General features: G+C 41.4%; 17 protein-coding genes. 4 read left to right on the plus strand and 13 right to left on the minus strand.

The features are described from left to right. Positions 1-4: 4 nt before the first annotated feature. Genes MHN00_RS06965 through MHN00_RS06985 form a run of 5 tightly spaced genes read right to left on the minus strand, consistent with a single transcriptional unit; the run spans position 5 to position 6,698 of the window. Entirely contained in the window at positions 5-1,078 is a 1,074-nt protein-coding gene (locus tag MHN00_RS06965; protein WP_156078642.1) for a GNAT family N-acetyltransferase, read from the minus strand. After that, positions 1,078-2,094, minus strand: coding sequence for a polysaccharide deacetylase family protein (locus MHN00_RS06970; protein WP_239300765.1), 1,017 nt, complete (start codon positions 2,092-2,094; stop codon positions 1,078-1,080). The genes MHN00_RS06965 and MHN00_RS06970 overlap by 1 nt, the downstream gene beginning before the upstream one ends. After that, positions 2,087-3,196 carry a glycosyltransferase gene (locus MHN00_RS06975; RefSeq protein WP_069944644.1) on the minus strand — a complete coding sequence of 370 codons (1,110 nt, stop codon included), beginning with the start codon at positions 3,194-3,196 and terminating at the stop codon, positions 2,087-2,089. Before MHN00_RS06975 ends, MHN00_RS06970 begins: the two co-directional genes overlap by 8 nt. Before the next feature lie 2 nt (positions 3,197-3,198). Beyond that, positions 3,199-4,164, minus strand: coding sequence for a glycosyltransferase family A protein (locus MHN00_RS06980; RefSeq protein WP_014977075.1), 966 nt, complete (start codon positions 4,162-4,164; stop codon positions 3,199-3,201). Beyond that, on the minus strand, positions 4,161-6,698 hold the full coding sequence (locus MHN00_RS06985; protein ID WP_239300766.1) for a hypothetical protein: 2,538 nt from the start codon (positions 6,696-6,698) through the stop codon (positions 4,161-4,163). Before MHN00_RS06985 ends, MHN00_RS06980 begins: the two co-directional genes overlap by 4 nt. 188 nt (positions 6,699-6,886) lie before the next feature. Between MHN00_RS06985 and MHN00_RS06990 the strand changes: the two genes are divergently transcribed. Continuing rightward, positions 6,887-8,098, plus strand: a complete 1,212-nt coding sequence (locus MHN00_RS06990) for a TIGR03087 family PEP-CTERM/XrtA system glycosyltransferase (protein ID WP_239300767.1) — start codon at positions 6,887-6,889, stop codon at positions 8,096-8,098. After that, positions 8,095-8,679, plus strand: coding sequence for an acyltransferase (locus tag MHN00_RS06995; protein WP_156086687.1), 585 nt, complete (start codon positions 8,095-8,097; stop codon positions 8,677-8,679). Before MHN00_RS06990 ends, MHN00_RS06995 begins: the two co-directional genes overlap by 4 nt. Here the strand turns inward: MHN00_RS06995 and MHN00_RS07000 are convergent. From MHN00_RS07000 to MHN00_RS07025, 6 genes are all read right to left on the minus strand, one after another. Beyond that, positions 8,630-9,742, minus strand: a complete 1,113-nt coding sequence (locus MHN00_RS07000; RefSeq protein ID WP_239300768.1) for a GNAT family N-acetyltransferase — start codon at positions 9,740-9,742, stop codon at positions 8,630-8,632. The genes MHN00_RS06995 and MHN00_RS07000 overlap by 50 nt on opposite strands. Before the next feature lie 3 nt (positions 9,743-9,745). Then, positions 9,746-12,433 carry a tetratricopeptide repeat protein gene (locus tag MHN00_RS07005; RefSeq protein ID WP_239300769.1) on the minus strand — a complete coding sequence of 896 codons (2,688 nt, stop codon included), beginning with the start codon at positions 12,431-12,433 and terminating at the stop codon, positions 9,746-9,748. 129 nt (positions 12,434-12,562) lie between these two features. Continuing rightward, a complete protein-coding gene (locus MHN00_RS07010) occupies positions 12,563-13,525 on the minus strand; it encodes a PEP-CTERM sorting domain-containing protein (RefSeq protein ID WP_139125433.1) in 963 nt (320 codons plus the stop codon). A gap of 100 nt (positions 13,526-13,625) precedes the next feature. After that, complete coding sequence (locus tag MHN00_RS07015; protein ID WP_239300770.1) at positions 13,626-15,347, minus strand: FAD-binding protein; 1,722 nt, start codon at positions 15,345-15,347, stop codon at positions 13,626-13,628. Positions 15,348-15,454: 107 nt separating this feature from the next. Then, positions 15,455-16,294 carry a PEP-CTERM/exosortase system-associated acyltransferase gene (locus tag MHN00_RS07020; RefSeq protein WP_069944637.1) on the minus strand — a complete coding sequence of 280 codons (840 nt, stop codon included), beginning with the start codon at positions 16,292-16,294 and terminating at the stop codon, positions 15,455-15,457. A gap of 63 nt (positions 16,295-16,357) precedes the next feature. Then, positions 16,358-17,110 (minus strand): ElyC/SanA/YdcF family protein, encoded by a 753-nt coding sequence (locus MHN00_RS07025; protein WP_231506521.1) that lies wholly within the window; start codon positions 17,108-17,110, stop codon positions 16,358-16,360. A 62-nt stretch (positions 17,111-17,172) separates the two neighbouring features. Here MHN00_RS07025 and MHN00_RS07030 point away from each other — a divergent pair, with 62 nt between their 5' ends. Together MHN00_RS07030 and MHN00_RS07035 are read left to right on the plus strand one after the other, a co-directional pair. After that, complete coding sequence (locus MHN00_RS07030; protein WP_239300771.1) at positions 17,173-17,943, plus strand: serine protease; 771 nt, start codon at positions 17,173-17,175, stop codon at positions 17,941-17,943. Positions 17,944-18,184: 241 nt separating this feature from the next. Further along, positions 18,185-19,201 carry an NAD-dependent epimerase gene (locus MHN00_RS07035; protein WP_239300772.1) on the plus strand — a complete coding sequence of 339 codons (1,017 nt, stop codon included), beginning with the start codon at positions 18,185-18,187 and terminating at the stop codon, positions 19,199-19,201. Positions 19,202-19,234: 33 nt separating this feature from the next. Here MHN00_RS07035 and MHN00_RS07040 read toward each other — a convergent pair whose 3' ends face one another. Both MHN00_RS07040 and MHN00_RS07045 read right to left on the minus strand, forming a co-directional pair. Then, the gene (locus MHN00_RS07040; RefSeq protein WP_014977059.1) at positions 19,235-20,119 is read right to left on the minus strand and encodes a patatin-like phospholipase family protein; all 885 of its coding nucleotides are present in this window, start codon (positions 20,117-20,119) and stop codon (positions 19,235-19,237) included. A 396-nt stretch (positions 20,120-20,515) separates the two neighbouring features. Next, entirely contained in the window at positions 20,516-22,711 is a 2,196-nt protein-coding gene (locus MHN00_RS07045) for a malate synthase G (protein WP_239300773.1), read from the minus strand. Positions 22,712-22,721 lie beyond the last annotated feature (10 nt).

Below are 22,721 nucleotides of genomic sequence, written 5' to 3' on the forward strand. Positions count from 1 at the left end.
ATCCCTACAAACTGATATAAGGTCGAAGAATTGACCCAGTTACAATGGTAAATTTTAAGGGAAGTTCACGCCAAATGTTTTCGGCCATTTCTCTAACCCTGCTTGAGCCTGACTCAGCGTCGCTTTTAGCGTCTATCAACTCATTATTTTTATCAAAACTCTGCCAGTTAAGCAGTTGAGGTTCTGCGCCCCATTGTTTTTTAAATTTATATGTACCTTCTTCAAAGGTTGAGCGGCCAAAGTCAAAAACTTTCACGCCATTGTCGGCGCAATGGGAAAGCAAAGACCAATACAACAACATATTAGGAGCAAGGCGATTGAAGTCACGAAGTGTTGAGGCCCATGGAATAGAAGCGTTGTCACCCGATTTTATGATAACGCCACCACCAATAGGCTGGCCATCGTGATAAACCACGCTAATTAAACTACTTTGGCCGTAACTTTTTATAATTGCCTTAAACCATTTTTCGGCATGAACAGGAGAGCCGAGATCTCTCATGTTTTGAGCATATACGTTGTAGAAATCACTTACTAGGACGTTCGATGTGCCTAACTCAAAGGTAAGCCCATTTTTTTCCGCCTTCCTTATTTGGCTGCGTAATTTAGATTTGAAACTTGATAACAGTATTTCACTTGACTCAGGCAGTGGCAAAAGCATACGTACTTTTTTGTTTTCAAACTGGATTTTGTCTAAAGGTGATTGTTCTATACCTCTAATTTCCAATTTTTTTCCTGTTACGTTTCGCATCTGCGCAACAAGAAGCGCATGCATGTCATTTAACACCTTGTCGTTGTCGGCTAAGCCATAGCCTACATCGCAATAAGGTAAAGAACATATTTGTTTGCCCAGTAAAGGTATATTCATTAAAACAGCAGGGAAAACACCAACAACTTGCCCCGTATTAGCACATGTGGCAATAACGCCAAGCATTGAATGACCGTAAGCGGCCTTTACCGCTTCAAGCCACGCAAACTTGTGATAAGCGGAAGCATTTTTGTGTTGTGATACATAGGCATCCCACAAAGGTTTGTCGCTGGCTGACGCTATTCGTAACTTTGTATTTTGTTGTGCCGTCATTAATTTTGCTCACCTTTAATAACACCGCTTGAAGCGCTGCGGTTACTTAAATGCACCTTGGCTTCTGAGATAGTACAAAATTTAACATTGGCATTTTTCGCTAAGTGTTGCGTAACAACCTCAATGCGCTGGCATATTGTTTCAAATGCATTTGGCCCATCTAAAAGGCCCGTTGCTCCGTCGATTAAACTAGAGCTGTGTAAGTACATATGAATAATGGGTTGTTTTTTCTGAATACTTTGATCGACTAACGCAAGCATGTCTTCGATTTCGGTAAGCTCTGGACTCAAATAAATCTTTCTTAAAAGTTTACTGTGCCAAAGCAGACCGACAGATTTAACCCAATTAAAGGGCGGTTTAGATAGTCGATTGTGAATGCGTTCACCAAGAGAGAAGTTTTGAATATTAAACCCTGCGGTAACAGGGATCTCAAGCAGTTGACGCTGCTCTCCAGGAGCCAATGCGTTGTCAAACGAAGGCCAATAAGGCGATTCTGGTGTACCTAGGCAGCTAAAATAGTCGTTCCTGTAAAAAGGATAAACGCTTGAATCTACTACATAGCCTCTTGATGCAAGTAATCTAAGCATTTTGGCACTTACGCCCCATCGCCCGCTTCTAAAGGACTGTGGGCGAACGCCTATTTCGTCGTGTAAAAGGGCGTTTAGTGCATCGAGTTTTTGCTCTACTTGCTCTAAAGGAAGGTTTATTACGTGAGATTCCGCTTCGGTTGTCTTACCGAAATAGGGAGGGTTACACCAAGGGTGTAGATGTGCTCCAATTTCCGCGCTGTTAGACTTAGCAAAGGTTCGCAGAGTTTGACTGCCAACATTATTGCTTGCAACGGCGTAATCAACAAAATACGTAGGACGGATACCAAGACTTTCACAGAAAGTTTGAAATGCAGGAAGCTTTTCAACGTTTTCAACTGAACAGTTATGCTGCGGAAACTCTTCGTCCCACTGCCATTCTTCTTCAGTATCAATAGTTAAAACAAATAACACGTCCTGTTTATGCATTTACACTCTCTTTCAGGATTCCTTTGAATAATTCAAGGTATTCATCAGCCATTCTCTTAGCAGAGAAATTGGATTCTACAAACGACTTTGAGTTTTGAGCTAGTGAGGTGGCGAGTGCTTTGTCATCTAGCAGTCTCTCCCAATCTTTCTCAAGCTGCTTGCTGTTGTGAAGAGGAGCCAATAAACCAGACTCGTTGTGTGTTATTAGCTGGTCAATACCCGCAATGTCATAAGCAGACACCGGAATTTCCATGGCGCATGCTTCCATTAAGCAGCGAGGGATGCCTTCAAGCGTCGACGTCATTACGAACAAGTCAAAGTCGCGCAGCAGCTGTAACCTGTCATTTCTAAAGCCTAAAAAATGAATGTCGCTGGCACTAGCCAGTGTTTTTGAATACGCCTCTAAACTGGGGCGGTCTTCGCCGTCACCCAGCAGTACTAATTCAATATCTTGACGCTTTTTATATAAAGACTCGAAGCAGTCTAAAATGGCTTTTATATTTTTCCGGCTGATCATTTGGCCCACAAAGCCAATGGTCTTCTTTTCTTTTGGCTTGTCTGTTTTTGTTTGTCTAACGGCTTCTACTTCAGATAAATCTACGCCATTTTGGATATACTCAAGCTTGTCAGGCGATATATTAAACTTCTCCACATCACTCATTAGTTGTTTAGAAAGTGGAACAACTTTGTCGGCAAAGCGCATCGACTGACATCCTAACCAAATAAAGAGACGGAGTTTCAAGTCGGCAGCATTTTCAAAGCCGTGGGGTGTTACAACACACGGAATACCTGCTTTTCTAGCCGCCATTACGCCCAAAATATCTGACTTGTAACCGTGAGTATGGATAATATCGATATCTTGTTCTTGAATTAAATCCGCCAATTTCGAAACGGCACGCAGGTCAAAACGACCCTGCATAGGAATGTGGTGAGTTTTTCCTATCGCTTTGAACTGTTTTACAAGCTCTAGCTCTTCTGTACCGGGCTCTAAGGTAACAACAAGTTCACTCGAAACACTATCTGGCAAATGCTTTGATAACGCTAACACCCATCTTTCTGCACCGTAAAAACCGGTTGAACAAATAAACTGTAAAACTTTCATTGTTATTTATGCGAGCTGGTACTAACAGCGCCGCGTACTCCTATTAATGTTCCAAGTGCTCTAGCCGGAAAATAAAGCAGATAAAAAAGTGAGCAATGCCACCAAGTTACTTGCTGCTTAACAAGCCTTTTTAGTCGCCACGTGTACGCTGTAAAAGGCAGTAAAGCGCCTACTAACATAACTATAGCGACAATAGGTTGCGAGAATATTATCGCGAGAAAAGCCAGTAAAAGACCACCTGTAAATGCAAAAGGAACAACAAAACTTGGCCACTCTCTGAGCGGAATGCGCCTTCCTTTTAAAGATGCAATATTGGACTGGCCACGCCATATTTCTTTTTTATACATCGGTGCGTAAGCTTTGTCTTCGCCAATGTGAATATACTGGGTTTGTGAGGTATAAAACAACTCACCTAATTTACTAACCTTATCGGTAAAGAAATAATCTTCACAAGTAAGAAGGTGTTCAGGAAACTTACCAGCTGCTTCAAATGTTTCCTTTAAAAGAAATAAGTTGCGGCCAGGTAAAAAACTGACAGGCACATCAAGTTCAGCATTGCTTAACGCCGTTCTTATTATCTCTAAAGGCGGCGCGTTAGGGCTGTTTACCTGCATGGCGCTGACTAGAGCCGTATTGTCTCGTGTTTTGAGAGTATCAATCATCACGTCTAGCCAATTCGAAGCAAGTGCAACATCTGCGTCTAAAAATGCCAAGTATTCACCTGTCGCCAAGCCGGCGCCCAGATTCCTAGAATGTGAAATCGTGTTATTTTCGTCGTTATATACAACTCGCAAATTTACTGTTTCGATAAATGCGCTGAGCGTATTTGAAATTTCTTTATTCTGACTTACCAAAACAACTTCGTATTGTTCTTTAGGTGTTGTTAGGCCCGCAATACTTGTTAGTGTTTCAATGAGCATGTCTTCACGCCCCTTATGAGGAATGATAAAAGACGTATTAATACTCATGGTTTACCTAACCATTTTTGAAGTTGTGGAAAACGTTTCACTAGCTGTTTTCTCTCTCTTGACGGAGATAAATCGATAAGGTTGGACAAAAGAAAACTCAATGAATTGGATTTTTCTGTTAATGCCTGACCTTTTTGTGTAGAAGTCGATGAAAGAGGGCGGGCAGCCTGCTTAAAACCGGAGTAATGACCGTTTTGCATCATTAAACAAAGTACGCGCGTGGTACTCGTTTCTGTACTCGTACTAAGGCGTTGAAAAATTGTATCTGCTAGTTGCTCGGCTTTTTGCTCAGCAAGTGTACGTTGGGCTTCAGTTAAATAGTTAGATGCAAAATGCAGTACGCATAGTTTTCTTAGGTCTTGCCCACTCCACGTTTGATTCGGAAACTCAAGAATGTCAGGCTTGTCCAGATAAGCATATTCGTTCACAGCCATCCAATTGGCATAGTGAGTAAGTGAGTCTACTGCGTATTGATAGCTCGAGTCATATTCACAGCGCTGTTCTTTAAGTGATATAAATCGGCAAACTGCTTGTAGGAATACAGTATAAAACCACGTTGCTTCGACATTATCCAATTGCAATTGGTCGAAGTCATCGGTGGGGGAGACCGTATTCGCTATAATATAGGACGCTGCTTCAATGTCACTATCACAACCTTGTAGTTCGTATCTATCTAGCCTTGCTTGCAGGTAGTTACCCGTACCTCTGTCTAGAGGATACTTTCCTGTTTTTACATTTTTAACACCAGGAATATCGCTATTTTTAAACGCAAGCAGGGCGCCTACAAACGTACCGTCGCCTTCATAATAATTGGTTACCCATTGCGTTATGGATAATGCGGCGTCTCGAGACGGTGTGTAGCCAGTAAGCAAATGATGCAAAGTGAGACCATTGGTATAACAATGTTGCCCACCCGGACCGCCGCCTCCAGCATGATCATCGTAAACACCAGACGGCTGATGTTTAGAGTACGTTCTATGAGAAGCTGTATATGCCTGAACATAATGGTCGGTATGCCAAAACAGTCCGCCGCTATACTCGGGCTTATCGTCACTGGTGTGATAAACATCAATATCTGCAACGTGCTTGGCAAGATCATCGGCTAGTTCAAACCAACGAGGATCGCCGCTTAACAACCACTGCATCAGCATTCCAAATATAGGGTCGTATTGATTGTTGTAATGTGACACGAAAAAGGGCTCGTCAGGTACGAGTGCCTTTTCGTGATCCGCATACAGCTCACCAAAATGTCGCCAGCCAAATTCGTCGATATCGAGCCGCTTTTGATAAAAAGAAGACGAACCTTCAATGCCATTTTTTATAAGTGAGTCAAACTCACATGATTTAGAAGGGAGAAAAGGCAAAACAGATGCGTTTTTTAACCAAGCGCTATCAATGACTACCTGCAGCGATTGTATGTTAAAAGTTGCGATTGAAATGCGTCTTGTTTTTTGTTCACCGGGCTGGAGTTCAGTATTCTCACTATGCCTAGAGCCTAACAAGCTAACGCTCAAACTATCTGCTGATAGATGTGCTGAAGAAGGAAAATTTTGCCAAAACTTATCAACATCAATAAAAAAAGTGCTACCGCTGTTCGAAATCTTAATTTGTGGTTTTGCTTGGTCACCCGAAAGCAATAAGTGCTCTGGTTGGTAAAGTTTAAAACCGCGAAACGGAAGCGAGTTAACGTTGTCTTGATTTACATGAACTGGACTTTGCCAGTTTTCAAAACCACTGGAAGCCTGATGAAGTGTCAGCTCTTCATGTTCAGATGAACTAAATACTTCAGAATTTAGCGTTAGCGTCGACGTAAGCGATTGACCTGTGAGCGAGATACAGCATTCTTTTAAATAAATACTGTTTGGGTCTCCCAAGTCCCACTTCCCATTTGGGTGTGACGCAGCACTTGGGTTTCGCATTGTTAAATGAGCACAAACCGTTCCGGTTCTAAGGAAGATTGACGCCTCTGTTTCAACAATCAGCTTTTTATCGCTGCCAAGCCTAATCTCGTATTTTTGTTCAACGGTTAATGCGCTGTATTCGTTGTTATTGCAATGAAGAGCATAAGAGAATGCAATAGGGGTTATCGATTGAGGAGTAATATCAACAATATCGAAAGAGCTGGATAAGTGCTTGTCGGTTACAAACTCAAAAGGCTTGGCTTTGTTAATTGTGAATGTTTTGCCACTGCCCAGAGACAGTGAAAGCGCCTCATCGTTATTGTTTACAGGTGAGACAAGCTTGTTCGATGGTGAGTCGATCTCCACCGCTTCTAACGTCAGAACTATTTCATCGCTTACTGAATGATGCTGTAAATCAATCAAGCCTTCACATAACAACCACTTTATTGAACCATCTGGCCATAGCTGCGAGGTTTTGATAAAAGTATCAGTTAAGAGTATTCCGTTTGCGGCAAGCCGAAATTGAGTGACGGCGGGCCACATTCCCTTAGGGCAGGGCAACCCTGTTTTAAAATGTCCGTACGTCTTTTTGGCTAAAGAGGCAACCTGGATAGTTCCAACCGTTTGTGTCATTACTGCTTTCTTTATTTCTTCCGTGAGCAATGTTCTTGATGAACATATGCATAATGACTCTAGTATGCCAATGGAATTGCCACTTGTGTAGCCTTCATCACTAATTTGTTACTTTGACCTTATATTTGCTTCGAAGTAGTATGACTACAGGACAAATAAAAACACTAAAGATAGCTTGGAAGGCGCTGATGTCGAAAGTTTGCGTGTTGTCGCAACGAGTACCGTATCCCCCAAATAAGGGCGAAAAACTTAGAACATATCATCAAATTGAATTTCTAAATCGCTTAGGGTACGAAGTCGAAGTTTTTTCTCTCATAGAAACTGCAGAAGATAAGAAAAATGCCGAAGCGTTAGCCAAGCATCTTGGAAATTCGGTTAACTCTTATCAGTTAGGTAGTAAATTCACGCGTTATGCTTCGGCCTTACTGCAAGGTTTGCCCATAAGTGTTGGGGCGTTTTACTCAAAAGCACTTCAACATGTTATTGATGAAAAACTGAAAGAGGGTAAGGATGCGCTGCTGTTAACCGCGTCGAGTTTAAGCTATTACATCTTCAGCTCGCCTTATTACAACAATACCCATTGTCGCTTGTTTATGGACTTTATGGACGTTGATTCAGATAAGTGGGCGCAATACGCAGATTCTTCTTCCTTCTTAATGCGCTACGTATACCAGCGTGAAAGCAAAGGTATAAAAAAGCTTGAGGCGAAAACAAACCAACGGTTTGATGAGTGCTTTTTGATTGCAAGGGAAGAGGCGCAGCTATTTAATTCTTCAGTAGACTCATCGAAAGCGATAACCGTGCTTGGAAACGGATTAGACTTCGATGCGTTTTATCCAGCGAAAACACAGCCTTGCGCGGCTACAATAAGCACTGGGCCGCATTTCTTGTTCACGGGCGTGATGGACTACAAACCTAATGTAGACGCAGTTCTTTGGTTTGTTAAAAATTGCTGGCCACTCATTCGTGAAAAAGCGCCGAATGCAAAATTTACCGTGGGTGGTATGAACCCTGTTGAAGAAATAAAGGCGTTGTCAGACCGCGATGGCATAGATGTCACGGGCTTTGTCGATGATATATTGCCTTATTTTCACCAAGCTCATGCGTTTGTGGCGCCATTTAGGTTGGCAAGGGGCGTGCAGAACAAAGTGCTTCAAGCGGCAGCATGTAAATTACCGATAATAACCACGTCTATGGGAGCTGAAGGGATCTCGTTTGCCAACGCCGACAGCATGTGGATAGTAGATGACGTGGACAGCTTTGTAGCTGCATGCGTGGAAAGTATTGAGAACTTTGAGCTATCACAACATAAAGCTCAACGTAGCTATCAAGCATTAGTTAGCGAATATAGCTGGGAACAACAACTGAGCCCGTTGAAAGTGGCAATGGCACGAATATGAAATCAATAATTAAGAAGAGTTTTTTTGCCCTTTGTGCACTTGTAATGTTTCCTTTCACGCTTATGTATTTAATGCTGTCTATTGTGGTAAACAAAGACTCGCTGCTTTCCTCTTTTAGCCAGCTGCTATCGCTTATACCCGGTAAACTAGGGTGTTATTTACGTTCGGGCTTTTATCGGTTTGTCATGACCTCGTGTGCGCCAAACGTTCTCATCGGTTTCGCCACGTTGTTTTCACAACAAGATACTGAGATTGACGAGGGGGTGTACATAGGGCCGCAATGTAACATTGGTAAATGCGCAATTGGGAAAAATACTTTGTTGGGAAGCGGTGTGCACATTATGAGTGGCAAAGGACAACATAATTTTTCTGACCCAGAAAAGCCGATTAAAGATCAGGGCGGCGTTTTCACCAAAGTCTCTGTAGGAGAGAACTGTTGGTTGGGCAACGGTGCATTGGTTATGGCCAATATTGGCAGAGGAAGTGTGGTAGCAGCAGGTTCTGTAGTTATTGATGATGTGCCTGCGGGGGTTATAGTAGGTGGGAACCCTGCGAAGGTCTTGCGTGCTTTGCGAGAGTAACTGCTGCATTTGCCAAATAATTTCTCAATCGTGTGAGAACACCTTTGAATGTCATCGTTGGAATTTGTAACGAGTGAAATACAACAGTGTCATTGGACAAAGTTTGTTTGTATTGACTTGCTCCTCCCATAAAATCGTACCAACTTAACCCTTGTTGTGCATAATACTCCATTAAAGCAAGATGCAGAATATAACCAGGCTTAATATGCTTAGATGCAAACTCAAGGTTTACTCCAGAGCAGTAAAAAAAGACCGCGTCTTTTTGTACGAAGTTGAGTGTATACCCTAGCAAAGCATCTCCTGCTGTAACTTTTGCTATTTCACAAAGCTTGCCATTACTTATCAAAAAGTTCTTAAGCGTGCCTTTGAAGACCTTATTTTCAAATCCGCTCCCAAAGGTAGAGTCTCCCCACCGCTTTATGTGAAGTATTTCTAATTGCTCTAGAAATGAGAGTTTTTGTTCTAAACATTCAGCAATTGTCACTTTAATTGGACCAAAGCGAAGACGTACTTCTTTTATACTCCTTCTTAACTTGCTTCTACTATTAGCTGAAAGGCGAGAGATTAGCTGCTCTATATTAAGTTCTGGTGAAAGGGAACGACGAAAACCATATGAAATATGAGCGTCATTGCGTAAGTCGCTCAAGTATTTTTTGGGAAAAAGAAATTCACATGTCATTGAAACATTAAGAATATCGAAATTTTGGCTTTTTAGTTCTTTTAATAGTAAATCAAAGAAACGGTTTTGATTTTCAGGTAAGCCAAATGACGTGTTGTACTCTATCCACACTTGGTCGTTATCAGAACAACCAGTTTGGTTAATATGGGCTAACTTAAAAGTCAGCCCATATTTCTTTTTAAAGCTCTCACCGATTAACGCAAAGTGACTCACTGTACTTTGTTCGTAGAGCAAAAACATATGAACCGGAAATGTCTTTTGGCAAAACCATGCTTTGAGAAACCCCTCACTCAAAAACGGCGAAAAGTTATCACAGTTTACTTCATGTAAGACAGTGGAGAGTTGCTCCCAAGTTACATTTGTTAGCCATTGTGTTTCTTCCATGTACTAATTTTTTACGTCTTTTGAAATACGCTCGTACAAAGATAAATCTTCTTTATTTAACCCCGACTTCTCTACTTTAGCTAATGCCTTTTGAGCTTGGGTCTTCTCGTTTAGATGCATATATGCGTTTGCTAATAAGAGGGTGTTAGCGTCAGAACTCGCATTATTTGAGAAGTTTGTTATTTCATTGAAACGATTCAAAGAGGTTAAAATTCGAAATAGCGTATCTAGATACTCTTGGTTTGAATCGTTTGACTTGACTACACTCTTAGCAACTTCGAAAGCTCTGTCGTCTTTCCCTTCAAGGTGTAACACCCACGCATAGTTATTTAATAAATCAGAGTTGCCACTTGATTGACTTACTATGTCTTCAAAAATAGCTATCGACTTATCGTTATCTTTTCCTATCAAAGACTCGGCTAAAAGCGCTTTTATCGATATATCGTTAGGATGTAGTTTGAGGTGCTCTATAAGAATACTGTTGTCGACGGTACCTCGTTTTAGATTAAGTACATGAAGTAATTTTAGCGTGTGGGAGTTACTAGTCTCTCTGTAAGCTTTTGCAAGTAACGATTCAGCTTCGTCTAAATTATTTTGCTTAATAGCGTACGAACCTCTAAGGTAATCTAATAACCCTGATGGCAGGTTAGGTTTTTTCTCAATCTGTCCAATCTTATATTTCGCTTTAGATAAGTTCCCAGCGTAGATGTAGAGTGAAGCAAGCTTTGCATCCAGCGCAAGGCTTTCTTTTCGACGCTCAAGAGAGTGAGGGACCTGCTCCAGCACTGAGATAGCTTCTTCAATTTGGCCTGCTTTCTCAAGATAAGTTGCAAGTGCAATGTTCGGGCGAGTGCTATCCGGGAACTGTATATTCCATGCCTTGACCACTTCCCTTGCTTGATTTAAGTCATTCGAGCGACCCGCTAGATAAAATTGTAATTCCCAATACTGATTGATTAGTTTTGCCTTATCGGCATCTACAGAATTCATAACCCTTTGAGCAAGTTCATTTGCTCCTTGAGTAGCGAAAATGCCCGCTTTCATTAATTTGAAAAGAACATTGTCATCAAATTCAGAAATGGCGTTATCAATATAGCTATGCAATTTTGATTCGTATTTCTTATTTTTTGAAAGTGTTTGGAAGGCTAGGTATAGCTTCAACACAATGACATCGTTGAGGTTATTCTCTAATATCTTATCTAAAGATTTCAGAGCTCCTTCGTAGTCTTTATTCTTCGCTGCAGACTGAGCCATAAACATATGAGCAGCTCTGTTTGTGGGCAAAAGTTCCAAAGTGCCTTCATAAACTGATCTAGCGCTATCTCGGTCTCCTTTAGCAATAAAGATGGCAGCCTTGTAGTTCATGACCTTTACTTTATCATTTGTTCTCTCTAACCACTTGTCTACATAATTTAGAGCTTCACCAAATTGAGCTTTATTCATCATCATTGCGACTTGAATGAGATTATAAGTGTTATCCGAAGTGTCGCCCGGTTTACTCAGTGTTTCAGAGCTTCCTTCACGTGCTAACTCGATAAGCCCGCTAAGAACCCTTGCTCTAGGAGATTCGCTCTGTGCCAGCTTTGATTGTAGAGTCACCCATTCTCTAGCATGACTCTCAGTTCCCACAAGTTGTCCAATGGTTGATACATCCAGTTCTGAAAGTGTTTCTTGAGTTGCTAAGGTTTCTAGAGCATCGTCAGTGATACCTAATTTAACTTTGGTAGCAACAAGCATCGTATTTGCTAGTTCATTGCCCGGGTCCATATTTGTTGCTTTTTCAAAGCTACTTAATGCTGATTCGTAATTCTGAGAGTTAAACTCTAAAAGCCCTTTTGTTAACGAAACAGAAGGTAAGTTTATCCCGTAGGTATCAGCTAAGGATATGGCGTTATATGCCTCAACATTTTTATTTTCGCTTAATAAAATTAAACTATTAAGGTAATTAGCCATTGGGTTTTTAGAAAATCTCGCAAGAACAGGGGTTACAAGTTCTTTCGCTTTTTTAAAGTCATTATTAACTAGCAAAGCTTGAGCTAATGGCAAATTGATGTTCAATACGTTAGGGTTATTTTTCTTATACGCATTATAAACTGTTATCATTCCGTCAATATTATTCGACCGCCTTAATAGATCGCCCATCACAAGCAGTTCAATATCGGATGTGGAATTGTCAATTAGTGGTGAAATATCTAAGCTTGTAAGAGTGTTGCTATTAAATGCTTCAAAGACGCTAAATACGGCCGTGTCGCCTTCTATTCTTTCTAAATCTATAGAGTTTGATAGTGCGACGCTAGACCACGCTTCTGCCAACATACAATCGCGACAAGTACTGTTTTTATCTATAAGTCTTTGGTAACTGCTATCAAAACTAAGGATAGCTATTTGTGCGTTTAAACTCTCAGCTTTGCTCTGTTCGGATGGGGTTAGCGCTTCAATATCTACTTTTTCGAGTTGCTGTTTGGCGCCAATTGTGTTGCCATTTAGTAAGTAAACTTCTGTAAGCAATAGCCTGAGGCCAGGTGTTGGCTCCTCACTCATCGCTTGTTTAATTAATACTTCAGCCTCTCTTGATTGCCCGTTCTCAAGTGCAACTTTGGTTTCTTGAATGTAATCTTGGTGAGCCTTTGGTGTGCATCCAATACAAGTTAATAGAGCGAGCGCAGCAAATTGAATATTTTTTTTTAGCATTTTAAAACTTCTAACGTCCGTGAGTTTACCTTGATAAAGGTATCGTGCTTTTTAATAAGTGACAAGAAGTATTAAGATAGTATAAAAAAAAGCCGGATTAAAATCCGGCTTTTCTTATAAAGACAATGATTACTTTTGCTTTCTACGGCGAGCTGTTAAGCCCAAGCCCAGCAAGCCGAATGCAGCCATCGCTAACGTAGTAGGCGCTGGAACAAGCGTTGATTGAACAGTTGATGATTGAGAAATTGTTAACTGATAAGTACCAGCACTAACATTTGCCCAGCCTGACGTGAAATCTACGTTGTTACCTGAACGAACGATTAGGTCGCCTAGTCCAGGTTGGTCAATTGCGATATCGTTAAATGTCACGCTTGATGGACCACCTGTAAGAGATACTGTGTTTCCAGTGTTAAAGCTCACTAACTCAATTCCAAATGTCGCTTTAGCTGTAGATGTAGCTGTTCTTAAACTATCATTAGCGATATCCGGCGAGATAAATGCATCAACCAGATAATCCATCAGTGCACTGAATCGCACATTAATATCTGTCAACATATTGAGTGTAAACGTGGTAAGAATATCATTCGCGATATTACTATTGGCACCCGCGCTTTCATTGTTACCAGCAGCAATACCCGCATCCGCATATGTAAATCCGGTAGCACCAGAACCAATCGCACTGCCTGAAACTTGAGCGTCAGCCACTGAGTAGTAAAACGCGTCACTCGCAACCAAATTGCCACCATCAACAGATTGGCCATTATTGGTAAGACCTAAAACTCCGCAAGATGAACCTAGGCAAAGTAAGTCTGCATCAGAATCTGCTGTGGCAGAAGCTTGTGAATCTAAGTCTGAGTCTGAAGCACCATTGTTGTCAGTGAAAGTGCTTGTTGATCGTGAACCACCCGGAAGGATAGAAATAAAGTCAAGAGGATTAACTGGATCAGGTACCAAGTCGCCATCAGTATCGATTTGAACAACAAGATCATTTAATTCTAAATAAGCTGTTGCAGATACCCCAGCAGTCGCATTTGAAGCTGTAACAAGAGCTCCCGCAATCGCTGCATATTTGATAGTTGTTGCAAATTTCATTTTCCACGCTCCGTTGTTTTGAACAGTAGGTCTGTTATACGTTGTTAACATAAGCATGCAACGTGCCATTTTTTAAGTATTTGATTATTATGGTTTTATTTCATTCGCATTTGCGTGTTGTAAAATTTTTAGACACTAATTGATATTTTGAAGGAGAGATGACATTACAAGGATCAAAATAAGATTTAAGTTCAGGGAGCTCAAAAGGTAGCGGTAGATGCTGTCGATTGAGAAAGTGATTGGAAAGCGTAGACATTCTATACTGAAGGAAGCCCATGGAAGCACACTTAAGCATTATTTCTTGATAGCAAGCTAAAGCTTGTTCTTCTTCCTTCTCTTTTTGTCTATCCCATGAAAGAGATAATACACACTCCATTGTTCTTTCATTTATAAGGGTTACTGAGATTGGACTTTCTAAACTATACTTCTTACATGTTTCACTCATGATAGAAGTAATTAATTTAAAATCTTTGCTCGATATTTCAGAGCAGGGCGCGCCCCATAGCAAACCTACTTTGTCTTGACTTGGATTGGGCACGTTATCTGTTAACTTCTGAAGGTTTCTCCAATAAATGGTTCGAAGAAATTCATTGCTAGGAGTCCCTTGTTTTATTTTACATAATTCTATTAGGCTCTTTCTCAGAGCAAGTTTAGCGCCTATTTTTCTGGCTATACCACTATTACTGGAAACTAGTTTTTTAACTAAAGCTCTATTATATTTAGGAGTAATAGACAGCGTTTTCTTAATAAAGCTGAGCTTTTCTTTGTCAATGAATAAAGGTTTTACACCTAGTTTTTTCATCGCGGTCTTAAGATCTTTAATATGCGCTTTGACTTGGTTTTTAGTTCCGTACATCCCTCCTGAAAGCGTCCAATCATCTAAACCGAATTTGCGGATCAATTTGTTTAACTCTTCGTAATCATACGATTTAATTAGATTTGGAAATTCTACAGCAAGTAATTGGAGTGTCTTCATGTTGTTTCCAATATGTGCAGCACTGTGTATGGTGTTTTGTTTTCTCAGGATTGCACAAGTATCAATCATTTGATCAATATCTTCTTCTTTGAATGGTATGAAGTAAGCAACGAAACAATCAGGTTTTTTCAAAAGCTTAATTGTAAGGCTTGTTACAATTGAAACATTATTTTGAATCACGAGACCTGTCAGGTCAGGGCCGATGCTATAGGTTCTGGTTGCTATTTTCCCGTCAATTTTAAATGATGTACCATCGGTTGATGTCACAAAATGTGTAGGTGCTTCTTCTTTATTGTTGGGAGTGATAATTTCTGCATGCAGAATATTCTTAGCGTGCTCAGCGAGTGGAGTATGACCAAAACCCCGTTCAAGATAGTTTCCGGTGACGCTTGCAAATTTTGGCGCTCCAGTAGTGTCATGTATATGGATATCACCGTTTTTTATTAAAAATTCACTAATGGCTTCTTGTGATACTCCTGGTTCTACTGTTATGTGTCCACTTGATTTCTTGTAGTAACTTATTCTTTTAAACTCACTTAAATCCAAGGCAATACAATTTGAAGCGTAGGGCTCTTTACCTCCATAACCTAAGTTGGCGCCTCTACTGTAGGGGTGAACAGCAAATCCATTGCATTTTGCAAGTTCTATTATCTTAATTATTTCCATATATCGCGAAGAGCCATCGGATTCGGAAGGGTATGGTTTAACGACCAATATAGCTGAATTTTTTTCTGGATACGTGATGTACGCATCGTTAGTGTCGACAAATAATATCTGTGATGACCGAAAGCCAGAAGTTAGTAGAAGGTTTTTCAGTTGCTCAAACCCAAAGTCTAATGTTCTCATAAATAGTTCCTAACGCGCCTGAAAAATATCGCAAGACTGGAATGCAATGTATTTGGTAAAGAGCACCAGGCTCGGCAAAAGTAATTAGAGTGTTTAGACGCGCTTCTCTAGTCTCGAGGATACTTCTCAACTTGATGCTGTATGTTTTTCAACATTATTTTAAAGCTAGGCCTTAAATTAGCGTAGAGCAGTGATGGATTGATATAATAGGGTGCACGCCTACCATGATAGTCAATAACGGGACCAACCTGCTCAAACTGAATGCCCACAAACCTCATACTTCGGGCAAGACGTGGTTCCATCATAACATACGTATGTTTTATATTATTGTGCATAACTAAAGCAGCAGCAGAGAAGTAAAGCCCGATGGCGATAAAGGGGAAACACCTTAATTCATTTTCAGAGTACGTATGTTCATTAATTACACCTGTCGCAGCACCAGAAAACCGGTCCATCTGACGCTTCCGAAACTCAAGTGGAACTGCGAGTCGAGATATCTCGCAAATGTCTTTCCGTGCAAAGTTACGTGGGTTCAGAGTTTCATGAGTAATTGAATTAATGCAGTATTTCTCAATAGGGAGAAGTTGGTTTTCTATCTGGGGTCTAACCAAACGTACTGTCCCAGCATAGTGACCTGAGCCTTTATGTCTTATTAAACAAGGGCTCGAGAATTTATCGAATTCGTCAGTTTCAAGACAATTGTTTTTGAGTGGTTCAAACTCGAGCTCTTCACAATAAACTTTATGTCTAATATTAAAGCTCTCAGTACGTGTATTTTCGGACTGCGCAACTACTGGCTCTAAGAACTCGGAAAAGTGTTTTGAGATGAACTTGGCTTCTTGGAGTTTTTCCAACCCTCCAAGAGCCTTTCCCAATTTACTGTCCCGGCCGACAATTGACTTCACGCGTCCTATTATTGTTTTATTAGCCACTAAACTTTGGTCCACACAAAAAACGTCCTTCAAAACAGTCTAGCAAATCTTTTCGATAATTTGCCTAATCCTTTTATACTATTTTTCCAAAACATGGTACTTCACTATTGCCAAGTATTCGTATATCGCTCTTCTAGTGCGCTCTAATGCTAGAATTGAAGGAAGTGAAAGAAAAGGATTTAATTCCCCAGAGCTTTGAAAATCAACTTGAAAAATCTCTGAGTTTATATCAGCGTTTTTTAGTATCTGAGCTAATCGATATTGGTGAGTGGCGCTTGTTACGGTTACTAGGGTCATGTGGCCAAATCTAGTTTTTAATGCTTCAACCTCTGATAGTGAGTCGGTACCTTCAGGTATTGAAATCACTTTATCAGGAGTTACCCCTAATGTTTCAAGAAATTGCTTTGCTTTTTCTGAATATTTAACATCTTTATCAGCAAGAAAGCTTCCCCCCGTAACTATAATTGGGATTTTCAACTCATCAGAAAAAATCTTAGCTTGAATCAACCGTTGGATTGAACACTCGTGCCAACGCGAAACTTCTGGTAGATCGTATTGCGTTTGATAATAGCATGCAGGAACAAATATAGCGTCACTTCTAGTTAAATCGGATGAATGATAGCGTTTGCTGTTGTACTCTAACGGATAAAGTAAAACGTTTGCCACCCATGGTTGAGAGCAAACCATCAACATGAGTACACCCATTAACAAAATTTTCTTCCCAGTGTTCAAATAATTTGCCCGTTTGAAAGCATATGACATAAGTATTAGCAACACGCTGATAGTTAGGGGGGATATTAAAAGCAGAATTATTTGTTTTAAAAAATCCATTGTTATCTTACGGTGTACTTTGGTTAAAGTTATTAAGCTAACGCTCAACTGGGAAAAAATACATGAAAACTTTAATTATTTGGATTTTAGTGCTGTTGGGATTACTGACTCAGAGTGTAGCAGCAGATAATGATGTAACCCCTTTTACTTCTATTGTGAAATCAGTCTCCAAAGGAACTGTTGCCGTAGCTGTCGATGCGCCAATTAAGCACAGTGCACCAAGGGTATTAGGGACGGGGTTTATTGTAGCAAACGGTTTTTTCGCAATTACAAATTATCACGTGGTATCTGAAGATTTAGACCCCACAATAGTTGAAAGTTACGTAGTCCTAAGTGGTGAAGGTACAGTAGTAAAAAAAATTAAAGCAGAAGTCTTAAAGATTGATCCTAAGCATGATTTAGCGTTGTTAAAGTTGGATTCCCCCTTACCTGCATTGAAACTTGGAGATGAGGAATTGTTAGAACCAGGGTCAGAAATCGCGTTAACGGGCTTCCCAATTGGCGCTATTTTGGGTTTATATCCTGCTACTCACAGAGGGTATATTTCTGCAATAACGCCAGACGCAATCCCAGCGTTAAATAGCAACCAATTAACTAATACCATGATGGCACGCTTAAAGAACGTAAGCCTAATTTATCAACTGGATGCAATTGCTTATCCAGGCAACAGTGGCAGTCCCTTGTACGACCCTCGAACAGGAGAGGTAATTGGTGTAATAAACAAAGTTCTAGTAAAAGATACAAAAGAAAGTGCACTTGCTTCACCAACTGGTATTTCATATGCAGTACCTATTCGGTTTGTAACCACCCTGTTGAGGGGAGCTACAAATTAACTCTAGAACAGTAATTAGATATTTTATGGTGCATTATTTGCTAACTGTTTTTTATTTTCTTAATTCAAACTATAAAAACTTTGCCGACCAAGAGCTGAGCTTTATGTAGCATAGTTAACTGACAAGGCTAGTTTTATAGAAGTAGGTTGTATAAGAATTCTGTCGCTCGTTTGAACTAGAATAAAGCACGAGCGTATCAGTGATACTTTAATTTAAAATACGAAATCCAAGGGATTAATAAATGAAAATCTTAGTCACCGGAGCAGCTGGTTTCATTGGTGCAGCTGTATCGCAATACCTTATCAATCGTGGTGACCAAGTTGTCGGGATTGACAACATTAACGATTATTACGATGTGAATTTAAAGCACGCTCGTCTAGACGAGATTAAATCATCTAATGCAGCTGGTTTATTTTCATTTATCGAGATGGGGGTAGAGGAGCGCGACAAAATGGTTGCGCTTTTTGAAGAGCACAAATTTGATAGAGTGGTGCATTTGGCTGCTCAAGCTGGTGTGCGTTATTCACTTGAAAATCCTAACGCTTACGTCGACTCAAATATTGTTGGCTTTGTGAATATTCTAGAAGGGTGTCGCCATAATAACGTCGAGCATTTGGTGTACGCGTCATCTAGCTCAGTCTACGGTGCGAATGAAACTATGCCGTTTTCAGAACAGCATAACGTAGATCATCAAGTTAGCTTGTATGCGGCTTCTAAAAAAGCTAACGAGCTAATGGCTCATACTTATAGTCACCTGTATAACTTGCCTACAACGGGGCTGCGCTTTTTCACTGTTTACGGGCCTTGGGGCCGTCCAGACATGGCGCTTTTCAAGTTCACTAAGGCTATTTTGGAAGGTAAAACAATACAGGTTTACAACTATGGTAACCACCGTCGTGACTTCACTTATATCGATGATATCGTTGAAGGCGTAATTCGCTCATTGGATAATGTGGCTAAACCTAATGAGAATTGGGACGGCGGCAATCCAGATCCAAGTACGAGTAAGGCGCCCTATAAGGTTTACAATATTGGTGCGCAAACACCAGTGCACCTTTTGAAGTTTATTGAAACCCTTGAGAGTGCATTGGGCATTGAGGCGAAGAAAGAACTTCTTCCTATGCAGCCGGGCGATGTGCCTGACACCTATGCTGATGTGTCGTCGCTCGTTGAAGATACTGGGTACCAGCCATCTACCGATGTTGAAACAGGCGTAAAAGCGTTTGTCGACTGGTATCGTGACTTTTATAAAGTGTAAGCGCTAGCGACTTATAATTACCTTCTGAAACCGTTAAAGTGCACTGCTTCTCATAAATCCCGCACACTTTTTGGGCAAGAACTCTTTCGTGGTTGCATAACCGAGCTCAAAAAGTGTGTTCTTAATTTCAGGTGTAAGCGAAAAATCTACCGCGGAAATCTCCCCGGTATTCACCACCACCGTATTGTGCCAATACTTCGCATTGACGTACTCCCTGGATATTGCCGTCATAAACGTGCGAATAAGCATGCTGACGTATTGCGGCAGTTGAAGTAAGTTCTTTTTAATGGCCTTGCGTTTTTGTTCGGTGCTTTGCAGTCTGAAGCATACTGATGGCGTGCCATCGCCTCGCCAATCTTCAAACAGCGCATCTTCAGACAATATAGCGCCGTCTACTAGCAAGTGCTCTTTAAAGGGTTTGAACGAGAAGATGAGCGGTATTGACATAGAGTACCGCACTGCTTCTGACACCTTCATATCTGGAGAGGTTTGTTTGTTGAACAAAACTGGTCCGCCGCCGTTTACGTCGGTAGCGAGAATATGCAGGTTGAGTGGGAGGTCGGCAAACACTGCGCCTTCCAACTGCTCGTCAATCCATCGTTGAAATACGTCGCCAGAAGAAAGTCCGCCTTCCCGGAGTAATCTTACGAGTGAAAATTCAGTGAATTGCTTGAAATCAGTAACCAGTGCGAGCTCTCGCATTTGCTCCACTGTGTAACCTTTGGCGTAAAGCGAAGCGATAATCGAGCCACCTGATACACCCACTAAAGTGTCGAAGCCTACGTTCATGTCCTGCAGCGCTTTAATGATGCCGATATGGGCGCTCAATCTTGTTCCTCCACCTGAAAAGATGGGCACAATTTGCGTGACGTTCGCCTGTAATAAATTATTCGGTATTGCTGCCGAGGCTATCTGCATGTGCATACTCCAAACTAAGGAGGCTTTGCGCTAAGTGTTTAGTTCCAACGGAATAACAAACGCTGCGCCCCACACTATAAAAGCGTAGTTTACTCATGCATTATCAGCAAAGTATCAAGGGGGAGATAAGCGATATCTTTAGTCTAAAGTGTTGCCATATCGCTACACAATTCGCTCTGAGTGTGTTTGCGAATTGATTTCACGTGTCGCGACAATAAATGCAAACGCATTAGTGATACACCAGCAATAAATAAAAATGCTCACTTCTGTTTACTAACAGAGTGAGCCTTATTCAAATGCTTCTAATGAGGCTTGAAACTAGCTAGCTAATTCTTTGGTGTTTTACCGTATGGAATATAGCTATTAGATTCCAATTCTTAGCCCTCATATTTTGTACTAGCTCGCCGCAAGTTTTGCCTTCATTTCGCGGCGACGGGCGTGCAGTAAAGGTTCTGTGTAACCGCTAGGCTGCTCTTTACCTTTGAAGATTAGATCGCTTGCGGCTAAGAAGCCAATTGAGCTGTCTAAATCAGGTGCCATAGGGATATACTCAGGATCCCCCGCATTTTGCTCATCTACTAAGACAGCCATACGAGCCAAAGACTCTTTTACCTGATCTACACTTACAATGCCGTGCTCTAGCCAGTTAGCGATATGCTGAGATGAAATACGCAACGTCGCGCGGTCTTCCATCAAGCCTACATTGTTGATGTCAGGAACTTTCGAGCAGCCTACGCCTTGGTGAACCCAGCGTACAACGTAGCCTAAAATGCCCTGAACATTATTGTCGATTTCACGCTTAATACTTTCACGCGTCAGAGTAGAGGCATCTTCTAACAATGGAATGGTAAGTATGTCAGCAAGGCCACTAAAGTTTTCATCTAGCGACTTTTGAACGTCAAACACATTTACATCGTGGTAATGAAGCGCGTGCAGTGTTGCTGCAGTAGGTGAGGGAACCCAAGCAGTATTAGCGCCAGCCTTAGGGTGACCTATTTTGGCGGTCATCATATTTTGCATTTCGTCAGGTATTGGCCACATGCCCTTACCAATTTGCGCTTTGCCAGAAAGACCACAACGAAGGCCTACTGCGACGTTTGCAGTTTCATAAGCCTTAATCCACGCCATAGACTTGAGCGCGGCTTTTTCTGCAAAAGGGCCGGCAAGCATTGAGGTATGAATTTCATCACCGGTTCTGTCTAAGAAACCCGTGTTAATGAACACAACGCGTGAAGTAGCCTCTGCAATACAAGCTTGTAGATTAATACTCGTACGGCGCTCTTCATCCATTATGCCCATTTTAAGGGTGTTAGCTGGAACATCGATAATCGCTTCGATAGCACCAAACAATGCGTTAGAGAATGCAACTTCTTCTGGCCCGTGCATTTTAGGTTTAACAATATAAATACTGCCTTCGCGGCTGTTTTTAAATTTGCTGTTTCCTAAAAGATCATGCTTTGCGATAAGTGAAGTGACTAAACCGTCCATGATCCCCTCTGGCACTTCTTCGCCGTCAAAGAGCATAGCATTATTAGTCATAAGGTGGCCCACGTTTCTAACAAACATAAGGCTTCGACCAGAAAGTACTAGTTCGCCATCTTTTAGCTCGTCTTGTGAAGCGTATTTAGACGGCTGGTAGCTTCTATCGTCATGCATAGCGCGAACAAGCTGCTTGCCGCCCTTTGTCATTTCAATGCTTAGCGAGCCTTTCATTAAGCCTAACCAGTTGCTATACACCAAGGTTTTGTCTTCAGCGTCAACAGCAGCAACGGAATCTTCGCAGTCCATTATGGTGGTTAATGCGGCTTCAACCAGTACGTCTTTTACGTTTGCGGCATCGCTCTCGCCAATAGGGTGAGTCGGGTCTAGTTGAATTTCAAAATGCAGACCGTTGTGTGCAAATAGCAGGCTTGACGGTGCGCTAATGTCACCTTGGTATCCTTGCCATTGCTCTGTGTTTGCTAAGGTGGTTTCATCGCCGTCGACGAGAGTGATCGCCAATTTACCCGATTCAATCTTATACTCAGTAACGTCAGCGTGGCTGCCTTTCGCAAGCGGTATCATGCTATCTAGATAGTCTTTCGCTTTCGCAACTACCTTGGCGCCGCGTACGGGGTTGTAGCTTTTTCCCGCTTCTGCACCACCTTCATTGCTGATGACGTCAGTGCCGTATAGTGCGTCGTAAAGGCTTCCCCAACGGGCATTTACCGCGTTAAGTGCATAGCGAGCGTTATTGATTGGCACGACTAGCTGAGGGCCTGCCATTGTTGCTATTTCGGCGTCTACATTTTGTGTTTGTGCACTTACTTGTGACGGCTGCTCAACAAGGTAACCAATGCTTTTTAGGAAGTCGGTATATTCGTTTCCGTTTACTGGGTTACCAGCTTTATGATAATCGTCGATAGCGCGCTGAAGCTGTTCTCGCTTTTCTAATAGTGCGCGATTTTGAGGAATGAATTTTTCGAAGAGGGTTTCTGCACCTTGCCAAAAGGTGTCTTTATCTACGCCTGTGCCAGGAAGTGCCTGTTCATTAATAAAGTTATCGAGTTGTTCGGCAACCTGTAGTCGGCCTCTAGTAATATATCCTTGCATAACTACCTCT

Source organism: Alteromonas sp. Cnat2-8 (assembly GCF_022348355.1).
Lineage (GTDB): Bacteria > Pseudomonadota > Gammaproteobacteria > Enterobacterales > Alteromonadaceae > Alteromonas > Alteromonas macleodii.